A 21,575-nucleotide genomic window follows, 5' to 3' on the forward strand; every position below is an offset into this window, starting at 1 on the left:
TATCCAGACTCACATAAAGAAGACAGCCTATAGGCCTCCGACCTAAGAGGGCGGCGGTTTACAGGCTGCGCTAAAAATTCCTCAATATATTTCAGACATCTAACGTTTCAAAGTAGCTTTTCCATAAGTCAGCGTATTGTTTACTGGACAAGCGGCAATACATTTAAAGCAATTGATACATTGTGCGTTACGGACATTTTGGCCGGCAGAAACCTGAATATTCATTGGGCAAGCCTTGTCGCACTGTTTACAATTCACGCAGGTCTCTGGATTTCTTTTGATCGTAAAAAACCGCGTTAGACTCGCCACGCCAAACTTAATACCCTCTGAACAAGCATAGTTGCAAAAAGGTCTTTCAAAGAAAAGCGCAACTGCCAAAAAACCGCCTACAACGAGAAGAGCTGCGGTTTGAACGGTTCGCCCTCCAGCAACTGCCATAAAAGATTTATAGGCATTAATCGGAACTACATCTGTGAGTGTCTTAGCGCCCAGCAGCAATACTGCCGCCATCAACAGGTACCTCGAATATTGTGCATAGCGCTGAAACTTTGGCGGCATTTTAAGTTTTCGCTCCCAAAAAAGCGATCCTATCTTCCCGAATATATCCTGAGCCGTTCCAAATGGACAAATCCAGCCGCAGAAATAGTTCCCGGCAACAAAGGCCAACGGTAACAAAATAATCAGTACTGGCCTGATACTAGAGTATAATCCGGCTACCACTACTAGTAAAAATATTATTTGTACTATGTTTCTAATCTGCTGCATCCTTTGCAAATCTGCGAAATTCGCCTTGCCGCTTTGCAGCTTACAATTGTTAATCATCTGTAATCACCTTTCCACATGCAATTTGATTGCTTACTCTTTGCAATAGGATATCAGGTGAATTTTATATTTTTATTAGATATAGATTAAAATCAGGTTAGAATTACGATTAACTCATGAAAAGCAATAATTATTTAGGCATCACGATTGAGGACACCGACATCGGAATACCAACAGAAGATCAAAGCAAATCTTTAACCGTTTTTACCGAGTTGATAAATCCCGGTCTTGCACTCCTAGCGCCAAATGGATTGCAGATCATCAAGTCTTCTGTAAAATCGTAATGCCAGAACCTGTAGCGGTGAAGTAACCATCGAGAACATAACGGGGATATCACCGCCGTAAATGCACAACCTACAACTACGAAAGGCCTGTTTAGCAATCTTATCACTCAAGTAGCCTAAAATGTCGGGAGGTAAAACACCACATATGGAATTGTTCCTTGTTATACTGCTTCTGCTATGCTTGATCGCTCTATCCAATATTTTAAACCGGTTTATTCCCTTTGTTCCCGTACCATTGATTCAAATTGGATTAGGCGTCATTGTTGCCTATCTTCCCTCTGGTATACATTTGCCGTTAAATCCCGAGTTATTTTTCGTATTATTTATTGCTCCCCTTTTATTTAATGATGGAACACGTATGCCAAGAGAAGCGCTATGGAATTTACGGTTGCCGATTCTTTGGCTAGCGTTGGGATTAGTATTTGTTACAGTATTTGTTATGGGATATGTTATTCATTGGATGATTCCATCGATTCCCTTGCCAGCAGCTTTTGCATTAGCGGCCATTCTATCACCGACAGACGCTGTTGCCGTTGGAGCTTTAGCGGGACGAAGCGCTCTACCCAAGGGAATAATGCATCTTCTTGAGGGAGAAGCCTTGATGAATGACGCTTCCGGTCTGGTCGCTTTTAAATTTGCCGTTGCGGCAGCCGTTACCGGTTTTTTTTCATTGGCGCAAGCAACAACTAGTTTTTTCCTCATTTCTATTGGCGGACTTGTTAGCGGGATATTACTTTCATTTGTTATTATACGCTTGCGTCTATTCATTCGCCGTTTAGGAATGGAAGACGCAACAATGCATATGTTGATCCAGATTCTAACTCCTTTTGTCATTTATCTGTTTGCGGAAGAAGTCGGAGTATCAGGTATCTTAGCTGTTGTCGCAGGCGGTATCATTCATGCAATTGAACGTGATAACTCAGAATCAAGGATGGCAAAATTGCAAATAGTTTCAGTAAGTACCTGGTCTGTCATTCTATTTATTTTAAACGGAGTTGTGTTTTTGATTCTCGGGTTACAGATCCCAGATGTGACAAGAGTAATCTTCCATGATATTGCAATTAGCAATACCCAGGTTATTTTCTACAGCATTGTCATTTCTCTAGCCTTGATACTACTTCGATTTGTCTGGAATTATTTATTTTGGAATGATAAGTGGATGTTGGAGAAGACAGATCTGCATATCTCACGCATGCGCTCTGTTCTCTTAATTTCTCTATCCGGTGTCCGGGGCGCTGTTACACTAGCCGGTGCATTTTCCATTCCCTATGTCTTACAGGACGGAAGTCCCTTTCCTGAGCGTGCATTAATTATCTTTCTGGCGGCTGGCGTTATTCTTTTTACCCTGGTTTCAGCCAGTATTATGTTGCCGATCCTAGCTAAAATTGGCGTAAACTCTATCGTTTCAAATCAAGTAGCGGCAGAATATATAGCCCGCAAGAAAATTATGAGGGGCGTGATTCAAGCATTAAAAGAAGAAATGAATTATGAAAACAAGGCAGCAACTTTGTCTGTCATTTCTCGTTACTATGAATTCAGGCAACTGCCTCTAAAAAATGAAAACAACTATTCGATAGGACAACCCTTCGGACAGGAAATGGCTATTCGCATGATCGGACTTCAGGCCGAGCAAATAGAGACAGAACATTTACTGCAAACCGGGCAGATCTCTCAAGATACAGCATACCACCTTCAAGAACACATCAATGCAGTGGAAGTAGCTTTGTCAAATAAACTACAATTTCAATTATTTCATTTCATTGCTTTAGTAAAACGAGCTATCTCTAGATGGCTTTCGTCTAACCAAGAAACAATAAAATCGGAAGAATACCTGCTCGCAAAAATAGAATTATCTAAAGCTGCGATTGCGGCCATTAGAGAACACATGAGCGAGGAAACGCGACAAGCTTCGCTAGACCTTATTGTCAGTTATCATAAGTCCATTGAACGATTGAGTACAAAGGCGCAGCATCCGCAAAAAAGAGCATTGTTTACTAAACAAAAAAAGGAACTACAGCTAAAGGCCGTTCAATTGGAGCGAAATGAAGTTCAAGCTCTTTTTGAAAGCGGCGAGATCAGCCGCGACATTGCAAATAAGTTACGAAAATCAATTAATTTTTTCGAAGCAACTATTCTCGATGATGACCTTAGCAGCTAATTCAGGAAGGCACCGTCACCTTTTTATGTTAAAACACATACCATATTAGTGGTATATTTAACAAAGTAACGTGAGATGACATGAAATGTCCTACATTGAAGTAGGAAAAGGGGTCAAGATTTTCGTAGAAGACTTGAACCCCGATGGAGAGAAGACAGCTCTCTTTATTCATGGTTGGCAGCGTATCACAAGATATTCGGGTATCAAGTTTGATCAGCTTCCCCGACATGGAAGCAGCCCCAAAATTGCCCTAGAAAAGCACAGATAAGAAGTGCGGACTCATCCTCCGACCCCGGTTTTCATTCAAGCCCTAAAACTTTTTTCTCCTTCTCGTTGTCATCATCCATACTCGTTCCCCCAACCTACTTATCTTCGTTTGGGCGTCAGATAAGTACGACTAGGATTTAGATGGAGTTAAAACTTCACCTGAATCCTAGTCGTATTTTTCTACCTAGCTCAATTTTCCCTTTCACTCATAAATAACTTAGCGATTTCCTTTAGTGCTAATGGAATTAGGCTAAACAGTATTACTAGCCCCCAGTCTCCTGCTGAAAGCATTTGAACCTTAAATGCACTTGCAAGAAACGGCACTGATATAACTACAAGTTGTAAAATAAACCCGACTACTATCGCACCGATTAGGTACATATTAGAGAATAATCCAACTTGTAAAATTGACTTAGTAGGATTTCTCATCGCTAATGAGTAGAATAACTGTGAACCAGCAAGAACTACAAATGCCATCGTTCTAGCATAGGTTAATACCTCTTCTGGTATAGTCTTTGACCCGAAGCTATAGCCGTATTCACGCAATCCAAAGTAGAAGGCAGCTAGCGTAAGAGCCCCAATTAGAGTTCCGCCAAGTATAGCTCTAACGCCGGCACCATTTGCAAAGAAGCTTTCTTTGGGATCTCTGGGTTTTTTCTTCATAACATCTTTATCACCAGGATCCACACCAAGAGCAATAGCCGGCAATGTATCAGTAATTAAGTTAATCCAAAGTAACTGAGTTGCTAGAAGAGGTACTGGCCAGAAGAATAATACGGATATAAAGATGGCAACAACCTCGCCTAGGTTGCATGAAAGAAGGAATATGACTGATTTCTTAATGTTATTGTATATATTTCTTCCTTCTTCTATCGCATGAACTATCGTGGAAAAGTTATCATCTGTAAGTATCATATCACTAGCACCCTTAGAAACGTCAGTACCTGTGATACCCATCGCAACGCCTATATCTGCCTTCTTTAGTGAAGGAGCGTCATTAACGCCGTCACCAGTCATAGAAACTATATTCCCATGTGACTGAAACGCTTGAACTATTTTGACCTTATGCTCTGGTGATACTCTGGCGAATACTCGATAATCCTTTATTCTTCTTGAGAATTCTTCATCAGATAATTCATCGATTTCAGCGCCAGTAATACTCTGTTGTATAGAAGCTGCAATTCCAAGTTCCTTGGCAATGGCAACTGCTGTATTTTTGTGATCTCCAGTTATCATTATCGGAGTAATACCAGCGCTCTTAGCTTCAACTATTGAATCCTTAACCTCAAGTCTAGGAGGATCTATCATACCAACTATCCCAATGACGGTTAAGTCTTTTTCCATTGCTTCCGGGTCGATGATACTAACAGTATCTTTAAATGCCGCACCAAGAACTCTCAATGCATTATCTGACATTTCTTCAGCAATCTTTAAGTAATTTGCTTTCATCTCTTCAGTTAATGGAATAACTTGACCATTAACTAAGGCGTTTTTTGATATCGTTAGAATATTATCGATCGCACCTTTGGTATGAACCCTATATGCATTTTCTTCCTTATTGAGAGTAGACATTAGCTTTCTATCTGAATCAAATGGCCTTTCGCCAACACGTTTATACTCTGAATGCAGCGTTCTTCTGGCTAGGTTATATTTATCACCAAGTACAACTAAAGCAACCTCCGTGGGGTCACCTGTGCTTTGTCCATTTTCATAGGTTGCATCTGAACATAGAACAAAGGATTTCATTAGTTCCTTTTCGTCTTGTTCTGCAGTCTGTCCCATTGCTTCCGCCTGGACATCCTTGAGGTTATCGAAAGTATAAAATTTTACAACCGTCATCTTGTTCTGAGTAAGTGTTCCTGTTTTATCCGAACAAATTATGCTTACAGAACCAAGTGTTTCAACGGCCGGAAGCTTTTTAACTATCGCGTTTATCTTGGACATTCTAGTAACGCCTAGTGCAAGAACGATAGCAACTATAGCCGGCAGTCCTTCCGGAATAGCAGCAACAGCTAAGCTTATTGCTGTTAAGAACATCTCAAATAAATCTCTCTTTTGGAATAGGGCAATGATAAATATTAGCACACATATTCCAATAGCGATGAATCCTAATGTCTTTCCTAGCTCATCCAGCCTCTTTTGTAGTGGAGTCATTTCCTCAATATCTTCATCCAATATCGTAGCAATCTTGCCAATTTCAGTGTCCATCGCGGTTGCTATAACAGCACCTTCACCTCTGCCATAAGTAGCTAGTGTTGACATAAATGCCATATTTGATTTATCGCCAATAGGAGTCTTAGGGTCTTCGTGTAAATCATCTGCATTCTTCTCAGAAGGGACAGATTCTCCCGTAAGCGCTGATTCCTCTATTTGAAGATTGGCACTTTCTATCAGCCTAAGATCAGCAGGTACAAATCTGCCGGCGTCAAGGACGATAATATCGCCAAGGACAATCTCTTCTGAATTGATTTCCTTTACTTCTCCATCACGTCTTACCAGTGATCTTGGAGTAGTCATTGCCTGAAGTGCTTCTATTGCCTTTTCCGCTTTGTACTCTTGAACGACACCGATAACTGCGTTCAAAACAACTACCAAAAGGATAATAACTGCGTCTACATATTCGCCAATGGCAACAGTAATAACTGCTGCGCCTAGCAGAACATAGATTAACATATCCTGAAGTTGCTCAAAGAATAACGAAATTAAGCTTTTTTTCGGTTTACCCTTTAGCTTATTTGCTCCATACTTCTCAAGTCTAGCTTTCGCTTCTGTCGTAGTCAGTCCCGTAGCTGGGTTGACATTTAGTTCGTTCAGAGCTTCTTCCTGTGATTTTGAAAACCACATACAGTCACACTCCTTTCATTTGGCTATATATTCAAGCGACCAATCCCGTCCTAAGAGAGGAAGGCCCTTACAGGCTTGCTTGTCGGCGCATAAATACATAGGAAAATTAGCCTGGATGCTGACGCGGTGTTAGAAGTTTAACCACTATGACGAAGGTTATGTATACGCGAATAGCGCTGTCCATAATTGCAAGTATGGAATATCACATGTAGCCAATACTCGGATGCGTCATTTTAGCCTTTTCCAGGGAACTGCCGGATCATGGATACCGTGGAATATAGTGGTTGAATCCGGCCTACTTTATATCATTTTCTTTCATTGATCATCTATTCCTGCCAAAACAGGCAAATAAATTCAAGTAATAAAGAGCTAACATCGAGTCACCAGGTGCCACACGATTCAATACTATACAGTAATTTATAATTTGGAGATGAATAGTGTGAATAGCATCAGGGTTCGCTTGCTGATCTGCTTTCTCCTGTTGTGTGGGCTACTAGCCGGATTTGCATCTACTGCGCTGGCCGCTCCCAGCCTTCATTGGCAAACAGAACAGGTCTATTACGACAGCCACGGAAGATTGATTATTGAAGGCTACTTCTATAACAACGGCACCCAGACAATTACTTGGATCAATTGGCAAGAATTAAAAGTTTATTTTCGTCAGCACAATACCCGATGGTGGTTGCAGGCAGCAGCGACATTCAACGATTTAAATGTTACGTTATACCCCGGCGATTCTGTCCGTTGGACATTCCGCATTACCAACGTAAGTAGGGCTTACTTCAACTATTATGATGTCAAGTGGAATGTCAATTATCAGTATCGAGCTACGCGGCTCTAGGAAGAATACTATTCTATTAGGAACAAACCAGAAAATTCATAGATAATACGGTCAAAGCAACAGGCTCCATAGACTAAATGTCTACGGAGCCTAATTCACATATGGGGCGCCCGGGAGGCCTCGAACCACCGGCACGCAGATTAGATTACTTAGCTTGTTTTTGCCAGGAGAACTCAGCCAATCCGTTAATTCGTTAAGAGTAACTTCTGCCATTCTCTATGTTCTTATGGCCCATACATAATTGAATAAAATTATGTAAAAGAGGCGAGATATACTTGTTTTTATGATAAACAATGCTAAACTGCCTCTTAAAATAAAGCCCATCTACATCTACGATAGCTAATTCACGATTTTTTACTTCCTTTTGAACTGCCATCCTTGACATTACTGAAATTGCAAGCCCAGCAGCCACAGTATTCTTAATTGTCTCAGCATTATTATAAACTCCATATATCTGCCAAGGGATTCCTTTGCTATTCATCACTGACTCAAAAAGTTCACGAGTACCACTCCCCTCCTCTCTCACAATAAATTCCATATTATCAATTTCTGATAGCTTGACACTACCTTTTTGGGCTAAGGGATGAGAGACACCACTCACGAATACAAGCTCATCATCCATAAACGGCTCACACAATATCCCTGGGGAATGAATCTTACCTTCAACCAATCCTATATCCACCTTATCCAACAGCAACATTCCTTCGATTATTTTTGTATTGTTAACAGATGAAATAATTTTGACATTAGAATTGCATTTAACAAATTCACCGATGATATCACTCAAAATGCAAGTTCCGACAGTAACACTCGCACCTAGCCTTATGACTCCATTATGTTCGTGCTCACGCATCACATCTTCCACTTCTCTACTTAGATTTACGATGTGCCGTGCATAAGTCATCAACTTTTGACCAGCAATAGTAAGAAATAGCTTCCGTCCAAGCCTTTCAAACAATTTTACATTGTAATACTTCTCAAGCTCCGCGATTGTCTGGCTCACTGATGGTTGTGCTATGTGAAGTTTATCAGCCGCTGCTGTCATATTTCCTTCATCAGATACACACAAAAAAACATTCAAATGTCGCAATGTCATAGTAACCCTCTTTTTTCGCTATAGGTAAATGCCTATCATTTTAATAGTATTATAGTATTTTACATGTCGATTTTCAAATGTTATTATCACAGTAGAAAGAGGAGGAGTCTGCGTGACAATAACCAGTAACTCTAACAGAATAGCACCAGGAGTTTGTCTAGCTGGTGCTATAGCCATTTTGGCCTGGTTTTTGGGAAGATTAGCTCCATTAATAGGCGGCCCGGTATTTGGAATAGTATTAGGCATGATTATCGCATTTTGGAAAAGACCCTCCAATTTCGAGAAGGGTATTACATTCACATCAAAAACAATACTGAAAGCTTCTATCATACTACTTGGATTTGAAATGAATCTGTTTAATATCTTTGAAGTAGGCGGCCAGTCTCTGTATATCATGGTTTTTACATTAAGTGCCGCATTTATTACCGCAGGGATTGTCGGGCATTATTTAAAGCTTGCAGGAAATACAAGTATCTTAATCGGCGTAGGCACTGCAATATGCGGCGGCTCGGCAATAGCCGCAACGGCCCCTGTTATATCTGCCACCGATAAAGATGTTGCCTATTCGATATCAACAATATTTTTATTTAATATAGCCGCAGTATTTGTTTTCCCCTTCGCAGGTCACCTTCTCGGCATGAGTGATATTGGGTTTGGGATGTGGGCAGGAACTGCAATTAATGACACTTCTTCTGTTGTTGCTGCAGGATATTCTTACAGCCACGAAGCAGGTAATTTCGCTACAATAGTAAAATTAACCCGTACACTGATGATTGTACCAATCACATTAGCACTTGCTATTTTTACAGCAAGAAAAAACGGCAGCAACAATAGTTTTAGCTTCTTAAAAATATTCCCATGGTTTGTTTTAGGCTTTCTTGCGGCTTCTGTTATAAGCACAACAGGATTTATTGCACCTTCTATTGGCAAAATGCTTGCCCAGATTGGAAAGTTTTTTATCATCATGGCCATGACTGCCATAGGTCTAAATACACATCTAAACGATCTAATCAGCAATGGTATTAACCCCATACTTCTCGGACTATCGTGCTGGATAGCGGTAGCTCTTATATCACTTATTGCGCAGTATAATTTGATGCTATGGTAACACGGATAACAGCTGTATTTTAACTTTAATCGTGCGGTACATGATTATTTACCCCTTCCCCTATGGGATTCGCGCTCGTCGGACTACGCAAGCGACAAAATAAGTAAAATCGTCCCTAGAATGCAAAAGGCTTCAAGAGCTAAATACTCTTGAAGCCTTAATTTCTATATGGTGGCCCGGGAGGACTCGAACCACTGCACGCGGTTTAGGAAACTACCTAGAACAGTAAACTTGTTCTATATCACCTAATCACCTAGACAGTTTATAATATGCCGCTAGAGAGGTAATAATATCATGATAGGAGTAGTCATCCTCTCAGTATATTTCTACAAGATTCTATATCATTTAAACCTTAATTAACTCGTAGTTACTTATAAGGGGGAGTTTATCCGTGACATTATGCCAATTAGATGACGAGAAGAAAAAGCATCTTCGAGATAAGCTAGAGGAAATATCAATAAAGACTAAAATCATCGTTGATGCGCTGGATCATAAAGAAGGATGTCTATTATGTGAGATCAAAACTATTAAAGATCTCTCCCTAGAGTTAAATGAATTGGCCTCCCTCTATCACTTCCAAACGTCCTTTTTATCCACGGTAACAGGAATGGAGGAAATAACCAATGCCGTCACAACCCTGTCAGAAAAAGGACATGGAGCTTTGATAGCCATAGAACAGACTGACAGTTTGGAACAATTCATCATCGCCTGTAACACTACCGGCACTTTTATCGGTGCAGAAGCATCGGCATTACTTTTGGAGTCTATCTTCTATCCGGGAAATCCTTTGCACGATGGCGCGGTAATCATTAGAGATGGAAAAATAGTATCTGCAGGCTGTGTACTCCCCCTATCCATTGAGAAATATACTAAGGAGGGAAAAAGACTTGGAACCCGTCACCGTGCCGCGCTTGGGCTAAGCAACCGTACCGACGCTATTATCCTCGCTGTTTCCGAGGAAACAAGAAAGGTATCCGTAATTCAACATGGTGTTTTGCATCCTATTGGGGTTAATATGTGCGAACACGGTATAAATCAAAATTTCAATCCCGCTGCTATCGACTATCAGCCCCTGAATAAAACTTTACAATAGTCTCAGTAAGTATGGGGCGACCCTGCGTCATAGGCGGGCAACGTGAGGCGCAGTTTACTTCGGGAAATCCATTTACACCGAAAAAATACGCTCCCGACTTATGCTACTTCACTCTTAGCTAAAGATTCTCGCCCAAAGTGATTTCTTTTTGTTTTTTTCTGCTATTGCCCTTAAACGCTCGTCCACTAATTGAAAGTGATTATTTAAAGCTAGGCCTTGAGTATCTATTCGTTCTGTAAGAATATCTATAGTTTCTTTAGCCTCTCGCAACTCTTCTTTAAGTTCTGCTTTTGTTTCTTGCAACTCTTCTTTAATCTTTGTCGTCTGTTCTTGCAAAGCTCGGCTCATCGCTTTGTTTGCAGCATTTTGCATAAGCCTTTGCATCGCCTGTTCAAGCTCTGCAACAGTAACTTGCCTAGCCATAGGCACAATAACTTCCCCAGCCATAGGCACAGCTTCTTTTATCTCTATTGCTTTATTAAACTGAAATTCTGGTAGCCGCCACTCTTCGCCGTAAGCTCCTACTACCTTTTCCGCTTGGTATTCTCCAGATTTTATTCTCCTGCGTATAGTATCTTTAGAAACACCTAGTAATTGAGCTACTTGATCTATGCTTAAATCACCCAATGTCTAATCCTCCCTATGCAATTGCATATACATTCTGCATACCGTCCGCAAACACTATATGAATTCTCGCCAGACAGTATATGCACCTGCATGTGCAATGAAAAAAAGGGCACACTGTTACAAAAATAAAATGCCCCTGGTGTTAGGGCATTTTATTGAAGGAGGCACTTGAAAATAATCAAGAATGGGGCAGTTTCGATTTTCCCAGTGACATAAAATTATCAGATTGAACAAGAATCGAAGTCATCAAAGCTGAAAAGCAGAAGTATGATGATAATGATGATGATAATCGCACTTCCACTTCCGCCAAATCCGCATCCGCCAAAGCCACGGCCCATAAAACACACCTCCTAGCTAGATATAATTCATAATATGCTGAATGAAAGAAAACGGTTACGATATAGAAAAACCGCCCACCGGTGAAGTGAATCCTGGCTAAGGAGACGAATTAGAAACCCTATGCGTAGAATTAATCAAGACTACGCACACTGGCACCGTTTCTCATGCGGTGTCAGTTTTGTTTTTAGATGGCAACGCTCGTAGTCGTAGTAATGAATATACTGTTCAATCGCTTCTCGGGCTTCGTCGATGGTAGTGAACTTACGTCGCTGTATCCATTCAGTCTTCAGCATGCCGCAGAAGTTCTCCATACAGGCGTTATCTAAGCAATTGCCTCGTCTTGACATTGATATACTCTTGGGTCAGGCGAAAATACGTGTGAGAGATGTATTGGAAGCCTTGGTCGCTGTGGAGTACTAGTCCATCGGCGGCCTTATCTTTTTGTAGCGCATCTTTAATTGTCCTGGTTACAAGATTGATGCTTTATTCTGTTCCAAGTCTATGACTAATAATAAGGCCATCGTATAAATCTTTGATTGCCGGGTAAAAGACGCCTTGTTCCGTGTGTATATTGGATAACTTGGTCTGCTATCGCTCTATTCTTCTTCATTAACATAATCCTCTCACCGAATCTATGCTTATCTCATTTTTACTACATTTTGCACTATATTTGGAGAGTTTTGGGTATAAAAAAGACTGCCGTCAATACTTTGTCGGCAGTTTGAGATGCAATGCATATTGCATTTTTTTGTCTGGTTGTAAATAAATATACGAATAAAATTAATAAATAAACAAGAAGATTACTTATAATAGTGATTACAGAATGTACGCATTCTTGTGAAAATCTGAACGTACACTATGTGATAAACTTAACTTTTCAAGACTATAGATATTTATAAACATCCGTGTTATTATGGTAAACATATTGTACGTTCTACTGGCTAAACAGCATACGCTATTGGTATGGCATTTGCAATATATGCCTTCCGGCTATGAGCGAACCGCTTATATATGTGTTTGTGCTAAAAATATAGCTATGATGCATACATCTAACGCAGCTTATACTTAAACGGATGTATGCTGATAGTTTTTCAATATATATGCAATTCTTACTATTATAAAAACTGTCGTTCCTTAGTACGGATTGTTGCAAACAATTGAATAGTTGTCAGTTGAGAAAAACTTAGTTTTCAAGTACGTTGTTGTAAAAGAAGGAGGAACTTATGTTAATTTTGTTAGGTTTTATCGTTTTAATGGGATGTCTTGTAGTCGGTGTCCGGAAGGGCGGTTTGGGATTAGCCGCAGTGTCTGGCATTGGATTAATTATTTTTATTTTTGGAATGGGCTTGAAACCAGGGAACCCACCGGTTGATGTTATGCTAACCATTATGGCAGTTGTTACCTGTTCAGGTTTTTTACAGGCGTCTAAAGGCTTGGATGTTATGCTTAAATATGCTGAAATGTTTTTGCGCAGTAATCCAAAGTATATTACAATTTTGGCGCCTATTACCACATGGTTCTTAACTGTATTGTGCGGTACCGGTCATGTAGTGTACGCAATGTTCCCAGTTATTTATGATATTGCTATTAAGCAAAATATTCGTCCGGAGCGCCCGATGGCCTCAGCTTCTGTTGCATCGCAGATGGGGGTTTGTGCCTCCCCAGCTTCAGTAGCAGTTGTTTCTGCAGTGGCTATACTTGCTGCCACGTCACATCCTTTTGGCGTAATGCAAATTCTTTCTATTTCTATTCCCGCCTCATTGTGCGGTGCTTTTGCCGCTGGATTGTGGAGTTTGAATCGGGGCAAGGATTTAGAGAAGGATCCAGAATTTCTTGCTATGATTGCTGACCCTGAGAAAAAAGCATTTGTGTATGGCGAAATAGAGGGACAAAATCTGGCAAACAAAACTTTGCCTGCAAGCGCCTACAGAGCGGCTGGTATTTTTCTGCTTGGAATCGTAGCAATCGCGATCTTTGGCAGTTTCCCGCAACTTTTACCTCATTTCCCTAATGCTAAAGGAGTCTTGAAACCGCTCTCTATGACACCGACAATTCAACTATTGATGCTTGCGATTGCGACGCTAATTATGCTTTTCTGCAATGTAAAAGCATCTGATGTTGCTTCTGGTTCCGTATTTAAGTCAGGAATGGTTGCCATTGTCTCGGTATATGGTGTTGCCTGGATGGCAGATACCTATTTTAGCGCTTACCTTCCAATTATGAAAAAGACTCTTAGCGAAGTAGTCTTGGCATATCCTTGGATGTATGCGGTTGTGTTATTTTTGGTTTCCAAGCTTATTAATTCCCAGGCAGCTGCAGTTACAGTAATTGTGCCTATGGCGCTTAGTGTGGGGGTAGATCCATTGCTTATTGTGGGCTTTATGCCTGCCTGCTATGGCTACTTTGTTTTACCGACATATCCCTCAGATCTTGCCTGCATCGGATTTGACCGTTCTGGCACTACCAGAATCGGTAAATATATTATAAACCACAGCTTTATAATGCCTGGGCTAATAGGTGTCGCAACAGGGTGTTTTGTAGGGTATATACTAGTGCATTTAATTTATTGATTTATCCTTCACATGTAAGTCCCCAAAAGGAGCCTTCGGCTTAGTAAATGTAGAACAAGCGATGCGTAAGTGCTAATCATTGGTAGTAATGCAAAAAGGATCCGTAAGCTAACTGCTTACGGATCCTTAATTTATATATGGTGCGCTCGGGAGGACTCGAACCACCGTCATACTACTTAAGCGGCAAGTAAGCAAAATCAAAACAAAAGACTTCAAGAGCAATCCTCTTGAAGTCTTAGAAAAAATCTCTGGTAGATCAGGTAACTAGCACTAACACTGTTTCACCTGAAACCATACAGCGTTCACCTTCTTGTTTAGGCATAGACACTAGCAGTGCCCTTTTTATTCGAGCTGAGTGGTATTTGCTCGCCAGTATAACTATTACCCATCAAACCATAGACATCTTTCATCTCATACACGCCTTTTCGCCCGTAAATGAAGCAAGCAGCTCTATATGCGCCCTCTGCGTATGCGGTACGCGAAAACGCAGTATGAGTAATTTCGATTTGATCATACTTCCCACAAACTAATACTTTATGACGTCCCGTAATATCGCCTGCCCGGATGGAATGAATCGGGACTAAATCATTATGTTCGCCCGACTTCTCAAATACCTTTTTAATGGCCGAAGCTATCTTTTCCGCTGTGCCTGACGGACTATCTTTTTTATTCTTATGATTTTCATCAATGACCTGGAAGTCATAATCAGAAAGTAGTCCCGCTGCAATTTGAGCCATTTTAAGCAAGACATTGACTCCCAAAGTGATGTTCGGAGCAATTGCCACCCCAATTTCCCCTTTTCGAGCTAAAACCTTTATCCGCTTTATATCCATCTGGCTATAATCACTAACAGCGGTTACCACATTTACCTTACACTTTGCCAGAGTGGACAAATGATCCCTAAGAAATTTAGGTGAAGAAAAGTCGATTAGTATATCTGGTTTATAGATATTTAATTTCTCTTCAAGATTTGCTGTAGTCTCAATCGTAATACCCATATACGGCCTATGTAAAACCTCACCTAAATCCATGCCGGCATTATGACTATTTTCCCGGCATAAAACCATTGAGAGCACATTTTTATTAAAAAGATATTCAGACACAATTTTCCCAGTCGTGCCTAACCCAATCAATGCAACTTTCATACGAGTACCTCCTTGATCAACTTACAACTTCATGATAACACCAGAGTTGTAAATGGTCAAGTTGGGGAATCTGTTTACAGACATCCTTTATATTCCAAATGTCTTATCTCAATAACGTCCCTACAATACAGACATCATCCCCCAGAAAAGCAAGCGGCTCCGTAGATCAAATGTCTACGGAGCCTTACAATCATATGGTGCGCCCGGGAGGACTCGAACCACCGGGTTTAGGAATGCGCTTCTTAGACTTGCACCAAGTTGCTCACAGCAGCGTAATTACTGAATTACGCCCCTTTTATTTTGCGTATTATTGCGGTGAAAATATCATATTTTCCGTGAGTTTCACGGCAAATCCGAGGGGATTTTTCATCTCCGGTCGAAGAGCTTCTAGGCCCAATACCGCATTCTCTCGTGTTGTCAAACTAGCCCTAAAGGATGATGTACTATAGTGGATTTCTTAGAGAGAATACGGCTAGCATAAGCGACCTACATCATAGCGCCGTGACACTTTTTAAACTTTACTCCGCTGCCACATGGACAAGGATCATTACGCCCAGGATTTTCCATAGCAATCTTCTCCAAAATATCTGGCTGTAATCTAGCATGAATGTATTGCATTGGATCTTGAGAGTTCTGTTGTAATTTTTTTAGAATTCCTATCATGTGAAGCTCGGCGGCATGAGATGCCATTTCAGATGTCCATTCTGTGGCGTCAAGATAAATCATATCTTCAGACCGTTGCTCGATATCTTTAGGTTCTATTCCTATACCAATTATGTGTTCACTATTGGGATAGAGGTGTTTCGTAACCACGCAATACTTAGAAAGCATCGACCGTCTGCGTTTTCTATAGTCTAGCGGGGTTTCTCCCTCCTCTAACCCAACAACAAGGAATACATAGCTTGGTTCGGCCGGCGTCCTTGACACAACGACGCGAGCGCTACAATATACGTTTTCATCTTTTGGTGCTCGTACTAACTGACCTAACAAAGCAAGAGACAAAGTTTGCCTCCGATTCCGATGTTCCGCTGAAAGAAATCTTAGTAACGTCTCTTGGTACTTAGGGCTTGAGTCCTCCACTTCGTACAGGGAGCCATCTAATGTATGGAATGCAAATGTATCTATTAACTTATCCCAAGAGCAACTTGGCCTTCGCCATTCTTGCATCGCATACCAATCAGGGCTAGAAGTAAGTTCAACCCACAACCCCTCCGCAAGCACTAATCCTGGTTCCGCTTGCGGAGGTTGGTATGATGGAATAACGAACGTAAAGTCACCCTGTTCATTCCATGACTGCATATAGAAGGCTAGCAACTCCTCTTCTCCGGCTGCGCTTTGAAAGCGACGCGAAGTAACGAACCGTTCTTTTTCTGTTAAATACCGTATTAGATCTGGAGCCGTGTCCAGAGTATTAAGCACTATTTCAGTAGTAACGTCATCAAGTACATGTACATATTCACCAAAATGTGCGAGCGCTCCAACGGAAAATGGCGAAAGATTCTCACCTTTGTCCAGCATTAACTGCTCCATCCATGAGGAAACTAACATCAAGCTTCCACTACCGCCATAATGCTGTCGGCAACGTACACCAGCCCCCCTAGCGACTGCAATTAAATGAAATTTCATGCGATCAGAGGGCGGCAATTGGATTGGGAACGGCTCCGAGCAACTTCGGTCGATGAACAAACGGCTCGGATACTGTTTGATCCATCTCTTAGCCCCTAGCAGTTGATCTACCGATTTCTTGATAGCACTCCTATACCATCGACCCCAATCGACCTCCAAAGAACCCGTATTAGGAAAGGCACACGATTTATCTGAGAATATAATTATATGCTCACCAAAAACAGCAATTGCATCGCATACTTCCTTACCATCAGAACTATTATTTTTCTTTCCCTGGTCACGAAATAAATTAGAGTATGTCCACAATGAAAGAAATGATTTATGGCATAAGACATTCAGCAGTCGCTCGCTTTCATTTAATCCGTCTGACTTGAGTATTCCCATGCGCTTCTCCTTTGTTCTTCGTGTTAACATTTACTACTAATAGCAATCGTTTTCGTGGACTTCTGAACGGTTCTGATATCCTTTTCATATCTTCAATATTAAGCTTATAATACCTCCTGGATTTCCCAAACAGACCAGCGACGCTAGATACATTGCTGGTAGCTTAGATACTGGGTACAACTTTCTAGAAAGGATTGATTCCCTAACAAAAGCAAAGAGAAACTTATTAGATTTTGGTCTACTTCTGACACCAATGTACTCCCCTCTTTTATACTCCAAATATGACCAAGTAAAGACGTAGTTATTATACTAATAAATTTTTCAAGTTCTCCCCATGTTACACAGGCTTCTTCCCACACAACTGCGGGATCATGGCAGGGGATGACTTTAAGTCATTTAACACCCGCACAGGCCGTAAGAAAAAAATAATTTAGTCTAAAAAAGTAAGGAGAGCGATATTTAATCGCTCTCCTTTATTGATTAGGATGAGTCACTGTTATTATTTGATCAATAATGCGGAAACAATTGGGAGAAACCTGCGCTTCGTAACCAAAATGCTTTCGCTCATGTATAAATTTCAAAAATACAAGAATGACTTTATAACAAAAAAGAGATGGATTACTCCACTCTTTTAATTAGGAAGCCTATATGACTTTCTCTGTGCATAAACAGCATAAGCCATTGAGTGCGACCTATTATTACGAAACTGATTTTTTAACTTTTCCCAAAACTGAGCTACTCCAAATGCACCAGAAGCAAGACTATAAGGGTTACTATTCATGACCCCATCAGCTATTGAAGACCCGATACTACCGACTGTACAGATAGTCTCAAATGTAACTTTAGGCAGTCCGTTTTCTCCCATCCTGCGCGCTAATTCATCTTTCTCCTCAGAAACATCCTCGATAAAACCTTCAATCTTCTCGTTTGCCTCTCTAAAAGGCAACTCTTCGATGCTTCCTAAAAATCTCTCAATACGTTTTCTGAATCGTTTAAGTTCATCATTATACTTTTCTTTGAATTCTAAGATTTCACGAAAATCCTCTATCATAGTAGGGGCAGGGAGTATATCCTCTAATACCCTTGCACGTAGTCTACTTCGATTAGGAGGATAAAAGCCAAACGTTCCCCCACCAAAAGCACTTAACCCACCATATCGGTCAGTAATGGGCTGATAATTAGCTACACTACTAATACCTACTGCTAAATAAGTCATGAAGTAACCAGCGATTTGCTTTTCAATATAATACCAGTTATCTTCTCCCTTAATTGCTAATTTACGTTCAATTAATTCTTCTAAAAGCGTAGATAGTTTTTCAGCATGAATCTCTTTATAATATCGCTTCAATACTGAATTACTGAGCTTGTCTTGATGAACTTGCTGAAAACCAAGTTTTCTTGCAGATTGTAATGGTCGAAGTGTACTACTAGTTCCGTGAGGTATTAAATCCAATAATTGAATAAAGTCGTCTTCAAATCTTTCAATTCTCCATGTATATTCCATAGGATTAATAAGATTTACTAATCCATAGCTTAACAATTGCCTCATATGAGGTTGAAGTTTTTCAGGATTGTCGGCAAATTCCCTTGGAACAATACTTCCTACCCTATCCCAATATAAAAGGGTTTGAATGAGCCAAGGTGTTTCAGGTATAGAAATGAAAGGAAAGTAAAGGGCATTTCGCATAAAGATCACTCCTAAAAAGTAATAGCATCCTCTCTATTTATCCTTTATGTTCATTCTATCTATAATCAAATCCCATTTGCCAAGAAATTTTGCACCTTCATCGTTCAGTGACTTATCCACTCGCTCATTAACTAGATACCTATACAATCGTTCATTGTTACTACTGGTTGGAGTTAAGTCGTTTTTAGGGACAACAAAGAAATAGTTTCGATCCCACCAGTAGGCAACTACGAAGTCGCATGATTCATATTCTTTCTCAGTTACAGTAAATTGTACGCGGCTGACATTTTTAAGGCTAGTAGTATATAATCGTTGCCTTGTTTTAACTTCAACTTTTATCTTGTCATTATTTTGAGGATTAAGCAACACCAGGTCGCATCCACTTTCACTTAGGTTTTGGTATACCTCCCACTCGCTATCCTTAACCACCTTAACATACAGCATGAACAACGCAGACTTTTCTCCAATTTCCATCAATAAATGTTGCAGATCTTGAGAAAGTTTTTCCTTTCTTTCCAAACTAACACCACCCTATTAGCTCCTTTCGACAGGTCTAATAATCTATCCTTTTACACTAGATAAAGCAAAAAGACCGCTGGACTTACCCCTGTCAGTAGACAATGTATAATGACAAGTTATGAAACCTCTGCACCGTATTCAGCATCTAATTAAAATTCTGGAAGTGGACGAATTCGTGTTTTCACAGTCAGCGCAGCGTATCTTTAGTCTTAGCTATAATTGCAAAATCTCAGAGTGATAACGCTTGTGTTGCAGATTGTTTTAGCCCTACTCTATACTCTTCGATGTGCTCTATCAAGAGTTTGATATCAGCGGGTATTTCTTCAATTCTAAACTCATCTATAATACGATAATCCGACAAATTAACTGAATACTTGTTACGGACTTCAGTCCTAAGCAAACTCAACACTTCCTTTCCAGGAACAATGCTCATTCGCGAATCCAAACTATTCCAATCACGATCAAATAAGGTGATAGTTTGGGTAGTAACTGTAGCACTATCTTCTTTTGCATGGCAAAGAAAGCTGCTCCGTTTCGCAATATACTGGGCTTGAACCCTGCTTTTCATAGTACTAGTAATCCGATCCAGCATTTTGCATATTACATTTTCTTTGATAAGAAAATCAGAGCTGCATTTTGAACGTTCACTGAGTGATTTTAAAAAAGCTCGTTCTAATACTGGAATCTCTAAAAGATAGTTCTCGATCTCTTTCCGTTCATGGATATGTGCCAATTCTAAATGATGGTTTAGTTCACTCAAAATGCTGGAACCCTCTTCTCTTGACCAGTAATCTCGATCAAAGATGGCTCCGACGCGAATTTTCGTCTTTAGTGCAGATTTAAACCCCCAGGCTAAAGATTTAATTCTTTCCCATGCAGAGAATCCACCGGAAGTCAGAATAGTAATATCATTTCCAGAAGCCAATTCTACGAACCCAAGTTTTCTTGCAAATCTCCTAATAATTTTAAAGTCATCCGGTCCCTCAAAAAACAATAAATTTCTCGTTCGAGCAAGTTGGGTTAGTGTTATATTCTGAACAGACCCTATCGCATCTAAAGCGGCTTGTACTCCTTCAATATCCCGAAGCCTTTCTGCAGCGTTTTTTCCTTTATCGACGAGTAATATTTCTGATGCGTCAGCCTCTCCCATTATTTCGGCTGAATGTGTCGCAATTATAATATCAGGGCCACAGTATCTTAAAATATTAAGTAGTTGTCTTTGCACATCCGGATGTAGATATATTTCAGGTTCATCGACGATTAGAATTGTAGATTTTTTTGCTCGCGCAATATGCGTTAATAATTGACACCATATTTGAAAACCAAAGCCTGCCCAATAAATTTCTCGAGTCATCCGATTTTCAAGACAAAACATTGCTAATTCCGAAGTACCGCTAACACGATGTGGGCGTTCAACTTCCATTCCAGGCCAGGTATCCTTAACCAACTCGGCAAATTCTTGGAAGTTATCAGGATTATACCTCCAGTAATTTCTAAAGTGCCTACATGCCTTATGTGTTGCAAGATTTCGCCGTACTGTTTCCTCTGTCAATATAGCCTCTCTATGTTCAACAGGTCCCAAGACAGGTACAAAATCAACTGTTATGGGATATTCTCGTCTAAAAGCACTCGGAGTGCTAATCGGTCTCCCCTGACTCTCTGTTATGAGATAAGATCCCCCAGACTTCGGAAACAATAGAATTAACTTATTCCCATTAGATAGTCTGAAAGATACTGTGGTATCAGTGGCTACGTAATCAGTATGAATATTTTCTATAGACATTGGTAAAGTTTCTTCCGATATTGAATAACCTTGCAAAATGCTACCCGAGATACTAATCACAGATGGTCGCTTATGCAGCGCCTGACGTATTCCCAGAGCTAATATGCGAAACGCATTAATAATTGTTGATTTACCACAATTATTAGGGCCAACCAGAATGTTCATCTTATGAAATTTTATATTATACTTCAAGAAAGCCTTAAAATCCTTAAATTCAACAGAAGTAATAGTAATCGGTTTTTGCATATATTACACATCTCCTGACTTAATGCAAAGTAATGCCACTCATATATTATTCATACAAATACAAAAATCCTGCAAGTCTTCCAGAACCTTGCAGGATTTTACATTATCTACTACAGGATAGATTCAACGTCTTATC

The 21,575-nt window shown here is 40.3% G+C and carries 15 protein-coding genes; 5 read left to right on the top strand and 10 right to left on the bottom strand.

What is annotated here, in order from left to right:
- Nucleotides 1-99 precede the first annotated feature (99 nt).
- Nucleotides 100-822, bottom strand: a complete 723-nt coding sequence (locus tag AXX12_RS02255) for a 4Fe-4S binding protein (RefSeq protein WP_066237561.1) — start codon at nucleotides 820-822, stop codon at nucleotides 100-102.
- Between the two features lie 429 nt (nucleotides 823-1,251).
- Between AXX12_RS02255 and AXX12_RS02260 the strand changes: the two genes are divergently transcribed.
- Nucleotides 1,252-3,264, top strand: coding sequence for a Na+/H+ antiporter (locus tag AXX12_RS02260; RefSeq protein ID WP_066237563.1), 2,013 nt, complete (start codon nucleotides 1,252-1,254; stop codon nucleotides 3,262-3,264).
- Nucleotides 3,265-3,720: 456 nt separating this feature from the next.
- Here the strand turns inward: AXX12_RS02260 and AXX12_RS02270 are convergent, their stop codons facing one another.
- Nucleotides 3,721-6,375, bottom strand: coding sequence for a calcium-translocating P-type ATPase, PMCA-type (locus AXX12_RS02270; protein WP_066237570.1), 2,655 nt, complete (start codon nucleotides 6,373-6,375; stop codon nucleotides 3,721-3,723).
- Nucleotides 6,376-6,814: 439 nt separating this feature from the next.
- Here AXX12_RS02270 and AXX12_RS02275 point away from each other — a divergent pair, with 439 nt between their 5' ends.
- Nucleotides 6,815-7,216, top strand: a complete 402-nt coding sequence (locus tag AXX12_RS02275) for a hypothetical protein (protein ID WP_066237573.1) — start codon at nucleotides 6,815-6,817, stop codon at nucleotides 7,214-7,216.
- Nucleotides 7,217-7,409: 193 nt separating this feature from the next.
- Here AXX12_RS02275 and AXX12_RS02280 read toward each other — a convergent pair whose 3' ends face one another.
- Nucleotides 7,410-8,312: a LysR family transcriptional regulator gene (locus AXX12_RS02280; RefSeq protein WP_066237576.1), complete on the bottom strand. Its 903-nt coding sequence runs from the start codon at nucleotides 8,310-8,312 to the stop codon at nucleotides 7,410-7,412.
- Between the two features lie 112 nt (nucleotides 8,313-8,424).
- On the opposite strand from AXX12_RS02280, the gene AXX12_RS02285 reads away from it, so the two are divergent.
- Entirely contained in the window at nucleotides 8,425-9,420 is a 996-nt protein-coding gene (locus tag AXX12_RS02285) for a YeiH family protein (RefSeq protein ID WP_231881759.1), read from the top strand.
- A gap of 391 nt (nucleotides 9,421-9,811) precedes the next feature.
- Complete coding sequence (locus tag AXX12_RS02290; protein ID WP_066237578.1) at nucleotides 9,812-10,513, top strand: diadenylate cyclase; 702 nt, start codon at nucleotides 9,812-9,814, stop codon at nucleotides 10,511-10,513.
- Between the two features lie 114 nt (nucleotides 10,514-10,627).
- On the opposite strand, the gene AXX12_RS02295 is transcribed toward AXX12_RS02290, so the two are convergent.
- Complete coding sequence (locus tag AXX12_RS02295) at nucleotides 10,628-11,140, bottom strand: excisionase family DNA-binding protein (protein WP_066237581.1); 513 nt, start codon at nucleotides 11,138-11,140, stop codon at nucleotides 10,628-10,630.
- A 479-nt stretch (nucleotides 11,141-11,619) separates the two neighbouring features.
- The gene (locus tag AXX12_RS18645; RefSeq protein ID WP_074431321.1) at nucleotides 11,620-11,826 is read right to left on the bottom strand and encodes an integrase core domain-containing protein; all 207 of its coding nucleotides are present in this window, start codon (nucleotides 11,824-11,826) and stop codon (nucleotides 11,620-11,622) included.
- Nucleotides 11,827-12,702: 876 nt separating this feature from the next.
- Between AXX12_RS18645 and AXX12_RS02300 the strand changes: the two genes are divergently transcribed.
- A complete protein-coding gene (locus AXX12_RS02300; RefSeq protein WP_066237582.1) occupies nucleotides 12,703-14,049 on the top strand; it encodes an anaerobic C4-dicarboxylate transporter in 1,347 nt (448 codons plus the stop codon).
- Nucleotides 14,050-14,363: 314 nt separating this feature from the next.
- On the opposite strand, the gene dapB is transcribed toward AXX12_RS02300, so the two are convergent.
- The 5 genes from dapB to AXX12_RS02325 form a co-directional block, all read right to left on the bottom strand.
- A complete protein-coding gene (gene dapB / locus AXX12_RS02305; RefSeq protein WP_066237584.1) occupies nucleotides 14,364-15,194 on the bottom strand; it encodes a 4-hydroxy-tetrahydrodipicolinate reductase in 831 nt (276 codons plus the stop codon).
- A gap of 486 nt (nucleotides 15,195-15,680) precedes the next feature.
- Nucleotides 15,681-17,204 (bottom strand): YecA family protein, encoded by a 1,524-nt coding sequence (locus AXX12_RS02310; RefSeq protein WP_066237587.1) that lies wholly within the window; start codon nucleotides 17,202-17,204, stop codon nucleotides 15,681-15,683.
- A 631-nt stretch (nucleotides 17,205-17,835) separates the two neighbouring features.
- The gene (locus tag AXX12_RS02315) at nucleotides 17,836-18,891 is read right to left on the bottom strand and encodes a hypothetical protein (protein WP_066237589.1); all 1,056 of its coding nucleotides are present in this window, start codon (nucleotides 18,889-18,891) and stop codon (nucleotides 17,836-17,838) included.
- A gap of 33 nt (nucleotides 18,892-18,924) precedes the next feature.
- Entirely contained in the window at nucleotides 18,925-19,410 is a 486-nt protein-coding gene (locus AXX12_RS02320; protein WP_066237592.1) for a hypothetical protein, read from the bottom strand.
- A 229-nt stretch (nucleotides 19,411-19,639) separates the two neighbouring features.
- Nucleotides 19,640-21,439 (bottom strand): ATP-dependent nuclease, encoded by a 1,800-nt coding sequence (locus AXX12_RS02325; protein ID WP_066237595.1) that lies wholly within the window; start codon nucleotides 21,437-21,439, stop codon nucleotides 19,640-19,642.
- Between the last annotated feature and the right edge of the window lie 136 nt (nucleotides 21,440-21,575).

This window comes from Anaerosporomusa subterranea, assembly GCF_001611555.1.
GTDB lineage: Bacteria > Bacillota > Negativicutes > Sporomusales > Acetonemataceae > Anaerosporomusa > Anaerosporomusa subterranea.